General features: G+C 68.5%; 15 protein-coding genes. 6 read left to right on the forward strand and 9 right to left on the reverse strand.

Annotated features, from left to right (window positions below; all coding sequences use genetic code 11):
* Nucleotides 1-10 precede the first annotated feature (10 nt).
* The gene (locus MFF64_RS25745; protein ID WP_099901615.1) at nucleotides 11-790 is read left to right on the forward strand and encodes a hypothetical protein; all 780 of its coding nucleotides are present in this window, start codon (nucleotides 11-13) and stop codon (nucleotides 788-790) included.
* A 9-nt stretch (nucleotides 791-799) separates the two neighbouring features.
* On the opposite strand, the gene MFF64_RS25750 is transcribed toward MFF64_RS25745, so the two are convergent.
* From MFF64_RS25750 to MFF64_RS25765, 4 genes are all read right to left on the reverse strand, one after another.
* Nucleotides 800-1,396: a DUF1254 domain-containing protein gene (locus tag MFF64_RS25750; protein ID WP_238192757.1), complete on the reverse strand. Its 597-nt coding sequence runs from the start codon at nucleotides 1,394-1,396 to the stop codon at nucleotides 800-802.
* On the reverse strand, nucleotides 1,393-2,091 hold the full coding sequence (locus MFF64_RS25755) for a DUF1214 domain-containing protein (RefSeq protein WP_238192758.1): 699 nt from the start codon (nucleotides 2,089-2,091) through the stop codon (nucleotides 1,393-1,395). The genes MFF64_RS25750 and MFF64_RS25755 overlap by 4 nt, the downstream gene beginning before the upstream one ends.
* Before the next feature lie 137 nt (nucleotides 2,092-2,228).
* Entirely contained in the window at nucleotides 2,229-3,332 is a 1,104-nt protein-coding gene (locus MFF64_RS25760; protein WP_238192759.1) for a glycosyltransferase family 2 protein, read from the reverse strand.
* A gap of 49 nt (nucleotides 3,333-3,381) precedes the next feature.
* Complete coding sequence (locus MFF64_RS25765) at nucleotides 3,382-4,368, reverse strand: glycosyltransferase family 2 protein (RefSeq protein WP_238192760.1); 987 nt, start codon at nucleotides 4,366-4,368, stop codon at nucleotides 3,382-3,384.
* A 239-nt stretch (nucleotides 4,369-4,607) separates the two neighbouring features.
* Between MFF64_RS25765 and MFF64_RS25770 the strand changes: the two genes are divergently transcribed.
* Complete coding sequence (locus tag MFF64_RS25770) at nucleotides 4,608-5,468, forward strand: O-fucosyltransferase family protein (protein ID WP_238192761.1); 861 nt, start codon at nucleotides 4,608-4,610, stop codon at nucleotides 5,466-5,468.
* Nucleotides 5,469-5,485: 17 nt separating this feature from the next.
* On the opposite strand, the gene MFF64_RS25775 is transcribed toward MFF64_RS25770, so the two are convergent.
* Entirely contained in the window at nucleotides 5,486-7,642 is a 2,157-nt protein-coding gene (locus MFF64_RS25775; protein ID WP_238192769.1) for a transglycosylase domain-containing protein, read from the reverse strand.
* A 371-nt stretch (nucleotides 7,643-8,013) separates the two neighbouring features.
* Here MFF64_RS25775 and MFF64_RS25780 point away from each other — a divergent pair, with 371 nt between their 5' ends.
* The 3 genes from MFF64_RS25780 (at nucleotide 8,014) to gshB (ending at nucleotide 10,343) form a co-directional block, all read left to right on the forward strand.
* Nucleotides 8,014-8,520 (forward strand): YcgN family cysteine cluster protein, encoded by a 507-nt coding sequence (locus MFF64_RS25780; RefSeq protein WP_425324375.1) that lies wholly within the window; start codon nucleotides 8,014-8,016, stop codon nucleotides 8,518-8,520.
* 171 nt (nucleotides 8,521-8,691) lie between these two features.
* Nucleotides 8,692-9,195: a YciE/YciF ferroxidase family protein gene (locus tag MFF64_RS25785; RefSeq protein WP_099903314.1), complete on the forward strand. Its 504-nt coding sequence runs from the start codon at nucleotides 8,692-8,694 to the stop codon at nucleotides 9,193-9,195.
* 191 nt (nucleotides 9,196-9,386) lie between these two features.
* Entirely contained in the window at nucleotides 9,387-10,343 is a 957-nt protein-coding gene (gene gshB, locus MFF64_RS25790; protein WP_238192762.1) for a glutathione synthase, read from the forward strand.
* A 25-nt stretch (nucleotides 10,344-10,368) separates the two neighbouring features.
* On the opposite strand, the gene MFF64_RS25795 is transcribed toward gshB, so the two are convergent.
* The 3 genes from MFF64_RS25795 to MFF64_RS25805 form a co-directional block, all read right to left on the reverse strand.
* On the reverse strand, nucleotides 10,369-11,541 hold the full coding sequence (locus tag MFF64_RS25795) for an AI-2E family transporter (RefSeq protein ID WP_099905889.1): 1,173 nt from the start codon (nucleotides 11,539-11,541) through the stop codon (nucleotides 10,369-10,371).
* Between the two features lie 88 nt (nucleotides 11,542-11,629).
* Entirely contained in the window at nucleotides 11,630-12,031 is a 402-nt protein-coding gene (locus tag MFF64_RS25800; RefSeq protein ID WP_099905887.1) for a hypothetical protein, read from the reverse strand.
* A gap of 79 nt (nucleotides 12,032-12,110) precedes the next feature.
* Nucleotides 12,111-12,566: a molybdenum cofactor biosynthesis protein MoaE gene (locus tag MFF64_RS25805; RefSeq protein WP_099905885.1), complete on the reverse strand. Its 456-nt coding sequence runs from the start codon at nucleotides 12,564-12,566 to the stop codon at nucleotides 12,111-12,113.
* A 142-nt stretch (nucleotides 12,567-12,708) separates the two neighbouring features.
* Here MFF64_RS25805 and MFF64_RS25810 point away from each other — a divergent pair, with 142 nt between their 5' ends.
* Nucleotides 12,709-13,728, forward strand: a complete 1,020-nt coding sequence (locus MFF64_RS25810) for a gamma carbonic anhydrase family protein (protein WP_099905883.1) — start codon at nucleotides 12,709-12,711, stop codon at nucleotides 13,726-13,728.
* Here MFF64_RS25810 and msuE read toward each other — a convergent pair.
* Entirely contained in the window at nucleotides 13,725-14,303 is a 579-nt protein-coding gene (msuE, locus tag MFF64_RS25815; protein WP_099905881.1) for an FMN reductase, read from the reverse strand. The two genes, MFF64_RS25810 and msuE, sit on opposite strands and share 4 nt — an antisense overlap.
* Between the last annotated feature and the right edge of the window lie 145 nt (nucleotides 14,304-14,448).

Genomic DNA, 14,448 nt, shown 5'->3' on the forward strand with positions numbered 1-14,448 from the left:
ACGCCGTCCGATGCCGCGCCGCGCCCCGCCGCTCGCCCGCATTCTTCTCGCCGCGCCGCTGCTGGCGGCCTGCGTGCAGCAGGGCGATTTCGGCCGCCCGGCACCCACCGCCTGGAACAGCCTGATCGACGCCGCCGGCACCTTCGCCGCACATGAGCGGGGCGAGCCGGCCTCGCTGTTTCCCTTCACGGAGGACGAGCGGGCCCTGCGCGACCGCGCCTGGCGCTTCCTGATGCCGGCCCGGGAGCGCAGCGTCTTCGACGCCGCGCTCAACAATCTCACCCGCGCCCGGGTGCTGCCGGTAGGCTGGCGCCCCTCCGATCCCGCGGCCTATTTCGAGGCGATCACCGCCGGGCCGTTCCGCTCGGTCGTCTCGCGCTATCGGCGCCTCTCCGACGACCTCGTGGCCGATGGGCGCCTCATCCCTGCCTTCGCCGAGACGGCGGCGCGGGTGGTGCGGGCGGACCTGACGCGGCTGCAGAGCCTGCCCTTCATCACCACCCTCGACGACCGCGACGTGCGCAGCGCCGCGATGCGGGTGGCCGAGAACCGCTGCCTCATCGCCTGGGTGCGACGCGAGACGGCGGCGCGCTCCGCCTCCTACCGCTACGCCCTCGAGCACCTGCTGGTGGCCGCCCCCGAGGCGGAGGCGGTGGCAGCCGAGCGGGCCCTCGCCTTCCTGGATTCGCGCCGGACCCTGCTCGATCCGCTGCTCCCGGCGGATGCCGGAATGCGCTGCGGCCTCGTGCCCCCGGAGCCCGGCGAGGTGGTGCTGGTGCGCAAGGGTTGAGCGGACGGCTTATTCGTCCGGCCCGTCGATGGTGCAGGAGACCGAGCGGGCGGCCTCGTTGGCCTGGGCCTGCTGGCTCGGCAGGCCGGCCAGCACCCGCACGCTGACGAAGCCCTGCCGGCTCGGCGCGACGATGCGCATGTCGCGGTTGCGCTCGTCCTCGTCGGCGGTGGCGAGCGCCTCGTCGAACTGGCGCCGGGTCATGATCACGAGCTCGACGGTGCCGCGCACGGCCGCCTGGTCGGTGATGGCGTAGTAGGCGCCGCTGCGTCCGTGCAGCGCGATCGTCTCGATGAGCGGGCCGGTCTCGGCGGTGATCCGCACCGGGCCGTCGTCGAGGTCGTAGGCGCAGACGCCCACCGCCACCGCAGGATCCTGCGGCGGCAGCCAGCCCTCTGCCGGCTGCGCCGGAGCCTGCTCCGCCGGCCCGCCGGCCTCGGCGGCGTGGACCAGCACCGAGGTGTCGTTGGCGAGCGTCGCCCGCGCGCGCGCCATGGCGTCGCCGGCGGCGAGGTAGGGGATCGCCAGCACCGTCGCGACGTGCACGAGGCCCGCCAGGACGAGGCCGCACAGGGTGGCGAGGATGAAGCGGCCGAGCGGCGTCACGGGCAATCCTCCCGGGTGATCGAGGGCACGCCCTCGCGCTCGAGCACCCCGGTGCTCGCCGCCACCGGCGTGTCGTAGAGGCGCAGCACCAGCCGGATCGAGCCCTCGCCCTCGGGCATCGGCAGCCAGTTGCCCGGCTGCACGGTCGGGCTCACGATCACGGAAAAGCGGCCGTCGCGGTCGCGCAGCACCTCCGTGGAGGTGAAGCCGGTGCGCGGCGGCGGCACGGCGCCGGCTTGCGCCGCGTGCTTCGCCTGGCCGCGCCGTTCCACCGTCAGAGTCCAGGCCCGGGCCGGCGGCGTGGCACCGGCGATGCGGTAGCGGCAGGAGGGATCGAGCCTGCGCCCGGCATCGTCGGTGAGCGCGGTGAGGAGCAGGCCCTCCCCGAGTGCCAGCGGGATCTCGCCGGTACGGGCATGGATCGCCCGCACGTAGGGGTCGGCGTCGCGCGAGCCGATCTTCGGCCAAGCCGTCCAGGCGTTGAGGACGACGCCCCCGAACGGGTAACGCCCCCGCGTCGCCCAGTTGGCGCTGGCGAGACCCAGCACGGCACCGAGCGCGAGGGCGTAGAGCACCAGCCCGACGGTTCCGACCCGGCGCAGGCGTAACGCCCCCCGCAGGAGCCGGGGCGGAAGTTTCGGCCTGAGGGACGTGACGCGCCCGGAGGCCGGAAGGGCGGCTTTCTCGATCAGCATCGTGGGCCCGTCTCTATCCCAGGTCGGGCCGGGGTCGAACGGGTTTTTTCGCGCAGCGGCCGCCGAAGGGTGGCGCCCTGAGTACCTCCGTGTCGAGTGTCAGGCCCCGCAGGCGAGTGCCCGCTGCCCGACATCGATCATGATGTCAGGCGCTTATATTGAGCGTCGAAGGCAGCTTCGAACATGCGGATCTTGAAATCGGAGGCTTCGTTCCTGTCGAGGATGTCGAACCGCTCCCTCGAATGGTCGCGTGGCCCACTGCCGGCAAAATTGGCGTCGCCACGCTTCATGCGTCGAACGAATTCCTCGTAGGTTTTGCACTGATAATGGTTGATCTGGATCGTGTCGTGGACGATGCGATCGCCGTAACCGCGAACATACATCTCAAATTCCTCGAGATCGGACAGTACCTTGCGACCCCCCGACGTTCCGATGTCGTGAATCTGGACGTCAGTCGCGAGATGTGTCCGAGCGAAGGTCTTGAAATGGCTGTGATTGCTCCAGGGCAGTTCGGCGCCCTGGAAGAAGGTCTTGGTTACGAAGTCGTAATCCGACGACGTCCGCCCCCCGGAGCCGAAATTCCGCCAGTTGATGTGAACGCTTGCGACATCGTCCGGAACACGATCAAGGAACTTCCGGACGCTGCCATCGGCGAATGGCAGAAGAAACTCATCGATGTCCAGAAAAATGATCCAGGGTGTTTTGACGACGCTCAAGGCGTGATTGTAGGCCGTGATTTGCGGCGAGGAATCCGGAACGGACGGCCACGGTATCAACGAGACCCGTGGTTCCCGTCGTGAAATTGTCGAAACGACCCGATCCGTGTCGTCGGTGCTGTCGTTCGAGAAGATCAGGATGCGGTCGAAGCCGATGGCGAGATGATAGGCAATCCATTCCGTGATGTACCGGCCTTCATTCTTGGCGATCGCCACGACGGTCGAGACATCCGGCGGCCGCTCGTCCGCGCTCAGAATGGGCGCGAGCCGGTCGCGAACCCGTCGCGGCCAAGGCGTGCCGTGACCGTCTCCCAAGACAGACAAGGCGCGGTAAAGGGGGTGTTTGCGGATATGGCGAGCCAGACGCGCCTCGAGGAGGCGGCCGAGCCACCGGTCATGCTCGCGCTGCTTCGTAGGTTCCAAAGTCATTGCACCAGGAAAAAAGTCCGGAGGCGCATTCGATGTCGACTGCGACTGCGCCCGTCCGCAGCAGTCCAACGGACCCTGGAAAAAGTCCTGATTCAAGGCCCCGAACGGTCAAATCGGTACCATGAACCCTGCGCCAAGAGCCGGATCATATGATCTTCTCATGCGTCGATGACCACTCGTCGACCAGTCTTCTCGCGGTCGGATCGTGGTCGAGCAGCTTGCCGTGCTGGACTGCCAGGTCATGCATATACCCGATCAGGCTTCTGACCACCTGCATGTCCCGGTCAACCTGCTGAGTATAGCGAAGGTCGCCGCCTTTGTAGTTCATCGGGTCGTGGACGAGGTCGGGGCTCTCGTTCTTCCGTGTCATGAACCATTCGCTGCGCAGCAAATCCTCGGGACGATCCTTGAGGGCGTAGTACGGCGATTTGTAGTGATAGCTCGATCCGGAATTGATGACGTCCGAACCCGCGGCCAGGACTTTCGACCATCCTTTGAGGAACTTCGCGGCGATCTGGAGCGGGTGCCTCTCGGAAAAATGAGCCAGCCAGAGATCGTTCTCGATCACACAGGAGTTGGTCACGGTCCCGTCGATCAGAACGTCGTGCGAGCCGTTCGCGATGGCAACGGCTTTCCCGCGGATCCGCCCACTGGCGATCACCTTGTAATTCTGTGTCGGCGCGTTGCGGTGCGTGGTCCGCTTCGGGACGACGATCTCGTTGTAGTCGTCTTGTCTTGTATATTCATAATTGACCATCGGGATCTTGACGCAGTGCGGGTCCCGAAAGAAACGCCTCAGGCTGCCGAGGTAGGCCCGCAATCCCGCGGGAAGCTTCCGGTCGTCCAGGAACTCGTCGGCATCGACGAACAGCACCCAGTCAGCCGAATGGGTCTTGACGGCCTGCTCATACAAAAAAGTATTGAATGACAGTTCGTTGTAGTGAACGGACTTGTTCTGGAAGACGGTTATCCCGAGCCCTTCCTCGGCAAGCTTCCGCAGGATTTCGACCGTGCCATCGTTGCTGCCGTTGTCCATGAAGATGTGATGCGAGACAAAAGACGCCGTGTGCCTTACGAACGCTTCAATGATATCAGCTTCGTCGAGGACTCTTGTTGCGGCGACAATTCTCATATATCATCCTCAAGTGCACATCGCGTGCGCGGCACCGGGTGTTATCAGGTTCCGTTCGTTGATGGAAGACGTCACCGAGCGCGCGCCAGCCCGCACCTCGCAAACCATGTCAGCGCCTGCAGCGTGAAAGACTACGGGCCGACCGGCGCCTGAATTGTCCGGTGCGCAGGGTGATCGCACCAAAGCTGTCGCGCCGGTCTCTCGGACGAGCGTGGCGGAGCACAAGGGATTGAGCTTGGATGATTGAGGGTCCTGTTTTTCATAAAGATATACCCACGCATTACGCGAATCTGATGATGCAGTATATGGTGGCTCTGAAATTAAAATCACTGATACCGAATTTGCATTTATCAAACTTCATGATGCCATATTGGAATATCGAGCATCCCGCCATCGATGGAGAGGCGTCCAGCGCCGTTTGCGTTCTCGACGACGAGCAGCACGTTGATCTGAACCGGGTGCGGTATCTGGCAGACAACAAAATATTCGACCGCTTCAACTGGCGCGGATATGGTCAGCGCGTCGAATATTTCCCAACGGCCGCGGAGGCCAAACTGATATTCCAGCGTCCGGACATCAAATGTCCGGTTTTCGATGGAGATGCGGTGGTCTGCCCGGTTCGGGGTGGCGAGATCCTCGATGCGCGGCATCCGGGATACACGATCGTGCCGATCGACTTCTATGCGGACGTGATCGAGGCGATGGGATGGCGTCCGGTCTTCACGGGCCAGACCGACGACAACATCTACATGCGTGCGCTACGGGACCGGTTTCCACACGCGGAGATCGTGCCGCATCGAGGATTGTTGGAGGATTTTTACATCATCCGCTCGGCGGCGAACGTGATCCTGTCGGTCAGCACGTTCGCTTGGCTGGCCGCTTGGCTGTCCGACGCGACACGTATCGTTCTGCCCGTCTACGGCATGTTCAATCCTGATTTGTATCCAGCCCACGACCTGCTGCCGCTGGGCGACGAGCGGTACCGGTTCTACCGGCTACCGCAGCAACCGGCGGTCCCGTTGCACGAACTCCTGGAGGCCCATGCCCGGATGAGGGGGCAGTGGCATCCGGTCGGAACCCAGGATCTCAGGAGGAAATGATGCTCCGGGCGCCCGGCTCACCGTGATATCGGCCGAGCCTCGCCCACCGTGTTGAACGCCGCCCGCCCCGGCGAGGGGCTCTCCACCGAGCGGAACAGGTGGCCGAGGCCACCCAGCACCTCGAAGGAGCGGCGCGACAGGGCGCCGGCCGGAGCCCCGGGCGGCGGCGTGGTCGGGGCGGGACCTTGAGCGCTGCGGGCGCCGGCCTTGTCGGATTCGAAGCCCGGCATCGGCTTGATCTCGATGCCCTGGTGGGCCGGGGCCATCACCTCGTGGAAGGTGATCGCCGGCAGCGAGCCGCCGGTCAGGTTCTTGGTCGAGGAATGGTCGTCGTTGCCGTACCAGACGGCGGTCACGAGGTTGCCGGTGTAGCCGACGAACCAGGCGTCCCGGTAGGCATTGGTGGTACCCGACTTGCCGGCGGTGCGCACGCCCTCCACCGCCGCCTTGCGGCCGGTGCCCTCGTCGACGACCTTGTTGAGCATGTAGTTCATGTCGGCGACGACCCGAGTGGAGAGCAGCTGCTCGGGCGGCGCCTCGCTGGAGTCGTGGCGGTAGATCACCTCGCCGGCGCCGGTACGGATCTCGGTCGCAGCGTAGGGCTTGGCCCGCCTGCCGCCATTGGCGAAGACCGAGTAGCCGGCGGCCTGGTCGAGCACCGTCACCTCGGCCGAGCCGATCGGCAGCGAGACCGAATCGACCAGGTTCGAGGTGATGCCCATCTTGTGGGACAGCTCGATGATCTTGGCCCGGCCGAGCTTCGCCGCGCGGGCGTCGTGGGTCTCGCCGAGCTGCTTGCCCATGGCGATCGAGAACTGCACCGGGATGGTGTTGATCGATTTCGCCACCGCGACCCACAGCGGCACGGTGCCGGCGAAGGAGCGGCCGTAATTCGCCGGGCACCAGTTGCCGATGCAGACCGGCCGGTCGACGACCCGGCTCTCGGGCCGCCACTGCCCGGTGGCGAGCGCCGCGGCGTAGACGTAGGGCTTGAACGACGAGCCGGGCTGGCGCAGGGCGTCGGTGGCGCGGTTGAACTGGCTCTGGCCGTAATCGGCCCCGCCGACCATCGCCCGCACCGCCCCGTCGGGGTCCATGGTCACGAGGGCCGCCTGCTCGACGTCGAAGGCGTCGCCGAACTGGCGCAGCACGTTCTCCACCGCCTGGTCGGCCCGCTTCTGGATCGCGAGGTCGAGCGGGGTCTTGACCACCAGCACCCGCTCCTTCTTCAGCTTGCCCTCGTCGACGAGCTTCTTGATCTCGTTGAAGGCCCAGTCGAGGTAGTAGTCGGCGCTGATGTCGCGCGAGCGCGTTACGGGCGTCGCCGGGTTGCGCAGGGCCGACTGGATCTGGCCCTCCGTCAGGTAGCCCGCCTCGACCATGTTGTGCAGCACGTCCGCGGCGCGGGCACGGGCCGCCGGCAGGTTGACGTGGGGGGCGTACTTCGTCGGCGCCTTGAACAGGCCGGCCAGCATGGCGGCTTCCGGCAGGGTGATATCCTTGAGGTTCTTGCCGAAATAGTAATCCGCCGCGGCCGCCGCACCGAAGGTGCCGCCGCCCATATAGGCCCGGTCGAGGTAGAGCTTCAGGATCTCGTTCTTGGTCAGGTGGCATTCGAGCCACAGGGCCAGGAACGCCTCGTTGACCTTGCGCTCGAGGGAGCGCTCGTTCGACAGGAAGAGGTTCTTGGCGAGCTGCTGGGTGAGCGAGGAGCCGCCCTGGACGTGCCCGCCGCCGCGGGCATTCACCGTGACGGCGCGCAGCGTCCCGATCGGGTCGATGCCCCAATGCTCGTAGAAGCGCCGGTCCTCGGTCGAGATCAGCGCCTTGACGAGAATGTCGGGGAACTCGTCGATGCGTAGCGAATCGTCGTGCTTGATGCCGCGCCGCCCGACCTCGGTCCCGTAGCGGTCGAGGAAGGTCACGGCGAGGTCCGGCGCCTTGAGCCAGTTCTCGCTGGTCTGATTGAAGGCGGATTGGGCGAGCGTCAGCATCGCCACGCCGCCGACGAGCCCGAGCGTCACGCCCTCGCTCGCGAGGTCGAGGACGAGGCGCTTGACGCCCCGCACCCGGAAGCGGCGCTGGAACCGCTCCGCGAACCGCCCGTACACCTCGCCGAACGAGCGGCCGCCGTTGTAGAGGCCGTCATTCAGCCAGGCGTCGAAGCCGAGCATCCCGTGGGACAGGCGGGTCCGGAGCTTGGTCAGCCGGTTGGTGGGCTGGTTCTCGGGCACTGCGGAGGGTCCTCGGGATGGTGCAACGCGAAGGTCTAGCAAGCCTCGCATTCTAGCGCGAGACCGGGAGCCGGTCGCAGGCTTCCGCGGCCTATATGGGGCGCTCGCGCGCCGACACGACGTCGCAGGAATGCGTAAGCCGGCCCGGCCACGCTTGCCCGCAGGCCTCGGGCACGGCAGAGGAGGGGACCTCCCGCCCCCGATATCCCCATCCGCACCGTCGATCCGGTGCCTGGAAGGCCGTAACAGCCGTGGCCAAAGCCCGCAGCAAGTCCCCGCGCCCACCCGCCTCCCGCAGTTCCGCGACTCCATTGGCCGCGACCCCGTTCTGGCGCGAGAAGAGCCTGGAGGCGATGACTCCGGAGGAGTGGGAGAGCCTGTGCGATGGCTGCGGCCGCTGCTGCCTCCTCAAGCTCGAGGACGAGGATTCGGGCGAGATCCACTACACCGATATCGGCTGCACGCTGCTGGATGCCGGCACCTGCCGCTGCCGCGACTACGCCCGGCGCCAGCGCAAGGTGCCCGACTGCGTCCGGCTGACGCCCGAGGCGGTTCGCACCCTGCCGTGGCTGCCGCCGACCTGCGGCTACCGCCTGGTGCGGGACAGGCACGACCTGCCCTGGTGGCACCCCCTGGTCTCCGGCACCCGGCGCACCGTGCACGAGGCCGGCATCTCGGTCCGCGGCCGTGTCAGCGGCACCGAGGAGGAGTTCGAGACCGAGGAACTGCCGGACCGCATCGTGGACTGGCCGGGCCAGGATCCCCAGAGGCAGGATCCCCAGAGCCGGGATCCGCAGAGCGACGATCCTCAGCCTTGAGATCCGCGGTCCGGGGATTGATACCCGCCCGGAGTTTTTGAGGAACCGTGCCAGCCGGGCGACGTTCCCCAGCAGTGCGGAACGGCGCCGGCCTTTCCAAGATGTTCTGCGCCTTGCGCCAGCATCGCCATGACAAGCGAGGGTGCCGGCACGCGCCTCAGGGAGAACGCCATGGGCCTGTTCTCGAAGCCGATCAAGAGCATGGACGACCTGTTCCATCACATGCTCCAGGACATCTACTACGCCGAGCAGCAGATCACCAAGGCGCTGCCGAAGATGATCGCGAAGGCGAGCGACCCGCAGCTGAAAGCGGGCTTCGAGACGCACTTGCGCGAGACGGAAGGGCAGATCCGGCGGCTCGACCAAGTGTTCCAGACGCTCGGCCAGCCTGCCAAGGGCGTGCGCTGCGCGGCGATGGACGGCATCATCGCCGAGGCCGAAGAGATCATCGGCGACACCGACGACGCCGAGGTGCGCGACGCCGCCATGCTGGCCGCTGCCCAGGCGGTCGAGCATTACGAGATCACCCGCTACGGCACGATCATCGCCTATGCCCAGCAGCTCGGCCGCAAGGACGTGATCGGGCCGCTGCAGCAGACCCTCGAGGAGGAGAAGGCGACCGACAAGAAGCTCACCTCGCTGGCCGAGAGCCGGGTCAACCGCAAGGCCGCCTGAGCGAACACCGATCGGCCTCGCTGTCCCGCAATGGCACGTGACTTGCGACGCCTCACCAGGCCCTCATGGGCGTTTCCTCCCTCGACTTGGGGCCCCGTCGCGATCCCGCGTACGGGGCCTTCCTTGTCGAGGGGCCGTTGCCATCGGGCGCGGGCGGCCCGATAACCCGGGCGACCGGAGATACCCTCGACATGGCCCTCACCGTCGCGGTCCAGATGGACCCGATCCAGGCGATCCGCATCGCCGGCGACACCACCTTCGCGCTGCTGCTGGAGGCGCAAAGCCGCGGTCACACGCTGGTCCACTACACTCCCGACCGGTTGTCGATGCGCGACGGGCGCGTCACCGCCCGGGTCGAGCCCCTGCGGGTGCAGGACGTCGAGGGCGATCACGCGACCTTGGGCGCCCAGGAGCGGATCGACCTCGCCACGGTCGACGTGGTGCTGATGCGCCAGGACCCGCCCTTCGATCTCGCCTACATCACGGCGACGCATCTGCTGGAGCGGATCCACCCGCACACGCTCGTGGTGAACAACCCGTTCGAGGTGCGCAACGCTCCCGAGAAGCTGTTCGTCACCGCCTATCCGGAGCTGATGCCGCCGACCCTGATCACCCGCGACAAGCAGGAGATCGAGGAGTTCCGGGCCGAGCACGGCGCCGTGGTGATGAAGCCGCTGCACGGCCATGGTGGCGCGGCGGTGTTGCGGGTGCTGCCCGACGACCCGAATTTCGGCTCGATGTTCGACCTGTTCTCGGTCACCTTCCGCGAGCCCTGGGTGGTGCAGCGCTTCCTGCCGCGGATCACCGAGGGCGACAAGCGCATCATTCTGGTCGACGGCGAGCCCCTCGGCGCCGTCAACCGGGTGCCGGCAGCCAACGACATCCGCTCCAACATGGTGCGGGGCGGCACCGGCGGCGCGACGGCCCTCACCCCGCGCGAGCAGGAGATCTGCGCCGCGATCGGTCCGGAGCTGCGACGCCGCGGCCTGATCCTGGTCGGCATCGACGTGATCGACGGCAACCTGACCGAGATCAACGTCACCTCGCCGACCGGCATCCGGGCGATCAAGCGCCTCGGCGGCCCCGACCTCGCGGTCGCGGTCTGGGACGCGATCGAGGCCAAGGTGACGAAGCCGCAGGTCGCCTGACAAGAGGCCGGCGGGGGAGGGCGCCTCAGCCCGCATCCTCCCCCAGCGTGTCCTCGATGTAGAGCCGGTCGAGCAGCACCTTGCCCATTGCCATCAGGGGCAGGGCGAGGGCGACGCCCCAGAGGCCGAACAGCACGCCGAGCAGGATCTGGCCGGCGAACAGGGTGGCGGGCGGGATGTCGAGCGCCCGCTTCTGCACGAAGGGCGTCAGCACGTAGCTCTCGAGGGTCTGCACCAGCAGGTAGACGCACAGGCCCGCGATCACTCCCTTCAGCCCCGAGGCGAGGGAGGCCAGCACGATGATGATGCCGGCGACCAGCGCCCCGATGGTCGGGATGAAGCAGAGCAGGCCGGCCTGCAGCCCCAGCACCAGGGCGCCGTCGATGCCGACCAGCGTCAGCCCGAGCCAGACGCAGACGAAGATCGCCGCCATCACGACGAGCTGGCCGAACAGCCAGTGGCGCAGGGTGATCCCGATGTCGTCGGCGACGGACGCCGCATGGGTGCGGTGGCGCGAGGGCACGAAGCGCAGCAGGCCGTCGCGGTAGGTCCGGGGGTCGGCCGCCACGAACAGGCCGAGTACCACCACGATGAACACGTTGCCGATGGCGCCGAACACTGCCAGCGCCACCGTCGAGGCCTGGCCGAGCACGCTGCCGGCGCCCGACAGCAGCGTGCCGGGGCTCGGCAGGCCGCCGGCCGCGGGCGTGCTCCGACGTCCGCTCTCCGCCTCGCCGGATGTCGGCTGCGAGGCCGCATCCTTGAGCTTGCCGAAATCGAGGAAGCGGGTGTCGATCCCGCGGGCGTCGAGCCAGGATTTCACGGTGCCGGATTGCTGCTGCAGCGTCTGGCCCAGCCGCTGCGCCTGGCCCGCCACGGTCGCGCCGCCGAGCCCAACCATGCCGAGCACCAGGAGCGTGAGCAGCACGCTCACGATCGCGAGCCGCACCCCGTGGCCGAGCGGAACGACCCGGCCGAGGTAGTGCGTGAGCCCGTCGAGGAAGACCGCGAACAGGATGCCGGCGAAGATCAGGAGCAGCGTATCGGCCGAGTGCCAGGCCAGCAGCAGGACGGCCGTGAACGACACCACCCCGATGCCGGCGAGCACGAGGGAGCGGGTGCTCGCCCGGGCCGGCCAGGTGGCGTCCTGGTGAACGATATTCTGGGAAGCGACGTCCTGAGGTGGGAAAGCGGGCATGTCCGATGATCTCTCCGCCGGCGGCGCCGGGCCGTCGTGCAGGACACATAGCCGCGCGCGGCCGTACGGCGACCGGAAATCCCGCTCCTCACCCCTCCTCGCGCCGGCGCCGCACGCCGGCGAGCACCACGGGATGCGCGGAGGTCTTCCAGTCCGGCCCCTCCTCCTGCGGGGCGACCGTGAAGGGCTTGGGCAGGGCCAGCACCGGGGCCTGGCGCCGGGGCGTCCACTCCTTCACCTCCACGACCTCGATGATCGGCTCGGGCGGCGGGCGGACCTTCCGGCGCACCGGCTGCGCCGCGCGCCGGCCGACGATGCGCAGCAGCGCCCAGCCGACGAGGCCGGCCCAGGCGAGGAGCACCCCCCCTGGCGTCGGCCGCTCGGAGAGGAGGAGGGTCACCAGTCCGACGAGGGCGCAGGCCACCGCGAGGCTGCGGGCGCTCAGCGGGTCGAACGGCAGGGGGTCGGGGTGTCTGTGGTCGCGGAGCATGACCGCGATCCTGCCGCAGGCCCGTCAGCGATTCCTCAGTCCGATCGCTCGAATTCTTAGTAATCCCCGTTTCACACCCTCACCACCGCGCTGCCGCCGCCGCATCGTGCTCCATCGCCTCGACCCACCCGCCGAGGGTCCCGTCGGCACGGTGCTCGCGCTTCCAGAACGGGGCGCGGGTCTTGAGGTAGTCCATCAGGAAGCTCGCGGCCTCGAAGGCGGCGCTCCGGTGAGCCGAGGCCGCGAGAACCAGCACGATGCCCTCGCCCGGGCGGATCAGGCCGTGGCGGTGGATCGCGACGGCTCCCTGGAGCGGCCAGCGCTTCGCCGCCTCGTCGAGCACGCGGCCGATCTCGGCCTCGGCCATGCCGGGATAGTGTTCGAGCTCGAGGGCGGCCAGGCGCCCGTCCTCGTCGCGGCACAGGCCGGTGAAGCTCACGATCGCACCCGCCCGCCCGCCGAGCTCCGCCGTAAGCGCGGCGATCTCCGCCGCGACGTCGAAGGGCTCTGGCTGGATCGAGAGGCGAGGGGTCATGGCAGGTCCGGATGGTGAGACGAGCGGCGTTCTAGCACGAACCGCCCGCGCCGGGACCGGGGCTGGCGGCGTCGGCGGAACGGCGTCAATGTCGGGCGCGAGAAGGACCGGCCGCGCGGCCGGCCGGACGGAGGATAGCCCCGTGACCCCTGACCTCCTCCTCCCCTTCGACGACACCGAGCCCACCTTCGCGGCCCGGCCGGTCTGGTGCGGCCGCGGCAGCGCGGTGATCGGGCGGGCGAGCCTCGGAGCGCAGGCCTGGCTCGGCGACGAGGCGGTGATCCGCGCCGACGGGCACGACGTGGTGGTGGGCGACCGGTTCTGGCTCGGTGCCCGCTCCACCTTGCACATCGCGGCCGAGGTCTATCCGTGCATCGTCGGGGACCGGGTCACGGTCGGCCGCGACGCGGTGGTCCATGCCTGCACGGTGGGCGACGATTGCGTGATCGAGGATGCTTGCGTGGTTCTCGACGGTTCCCTGATCGAGGACGGGGTGCTGCTGGAGGCCGGCAGCACCGTGTTTCCGCGCACCACCCTGCCGGCAGGCTTCGTCTGCGTCGGAAGCCCGGCCCGGCCCGTGCGTGCCCTCGCGCCCGGCGAGCTGGCCGAGCGGGCCGAGCGCCTGCGCGAGGCCGCCGCGAGCGATCCGGCTCCGGCCTCGGGCGACGCCTTCGCGCCCGATCCGGCGGTGTTCGTCGCCCGCACCGCCCGGCTGCATGGCCGGGTCGCCCTCGCACCGGGAGCGAGCGTGTTCTTCTCCTGCATCCTCGAAGCGGCCGTGAGCCCGATCGTCATCGGGTCCAACGTGAACGTGCAGGACAATTGCGCGATTCACACCCGGGCCGACGGCCTTGTGATCGAGCGCGACACCACGCTCGGCCACAACGTGACCGCCGCCGACGGCCGCATCGGCCCGGGCTGCCTCATCGGCATGGGCGCGCGCCTCAGTCCCGGCACGGTGGTGGAGGCCGACGTGCTGCTCGCCGCCGGCAGCGCCACCGATCCGGGGCAGGTGCTGGAGTCGGGCTGGCTCTGGGGCGGGCGCCCGGCCCGCGCCCTGTCGCGCCTCGATGCGGACCGCCGCGCCATGATGGCCCGCACCGTCGCGAGCTACGCCGCCTATGGCCGTGCCTATCGCAAGCTCCAGGAGGTGTGGGGTTAGAGCCCCGCCACCGCCCGCTCCGCTCCGGCGCGGCGGGCCGCCTCGGCCACGTCGAGGAGGTGGGCGAGCTCGGCCGCCGCGGCCGCGACCCGCTCGGCGACCCGCGGGTCGGTGACGACCCCGTTCTCGATCTCCGCCTCGCCGGCATAGACCGCGGTCGGTGCGACGTGGGCGGTGAAGAAGCCGAAGAGCGGGCGCAGCTGGTGCTCGACCATCAGGGCGTGGCGCGGCCCGCCGCCGGTCGCGGTCAGCGCCACCGGCTTGCCGGCGAGGGAAGCCGGGTCGAGGAAGTCGATCACGTGCTTGAACAGGCCCGAATAGGAGCCGTTATGCACCGGCGAGCCGACGATCAGCCCGTCGGCGCCCTCGATCGCCTCGATCATATGAGCGATCGGGAGGGGCAGGGCCTGCCGGGTGGTGGCGCCGAGCCCGGTGCCGACCTCCGCGAGGTCGTAGACTTTCAGGTCGATCGGGCGGCGGCGGCCGAGCTCGGCCGCGACGGCCTCCACCAGCACGCGGGTCCGGGAGGGGCGGCGGACGTTGCCCGAGAAGGCGACGATGCGGGCTGGTCTCACGGCGGGCTCCGGTTGGCTTGAGGCGACGGGGATCCTGGAACGGTCTCGGTTCTTGAGGCAGATCCTTGGCCGGTCGCGCCCGTCCCGAATGAGCCGGGCGGGCGCGGCAGGTCAATGCGAAACCGGTGCCAGGGCTCCCCGTCCG

Origin of the sequence: Methylobacterium frigidaeris, assembly GCF_022179185.1 — a bacterium.
GTDB lineage: Bacteria > Pseudomonadota > Alphaproteobacteria > Rhizobiales > Beijerinckiaceae > Methylobacterium > Methylobacterium frigidaeris.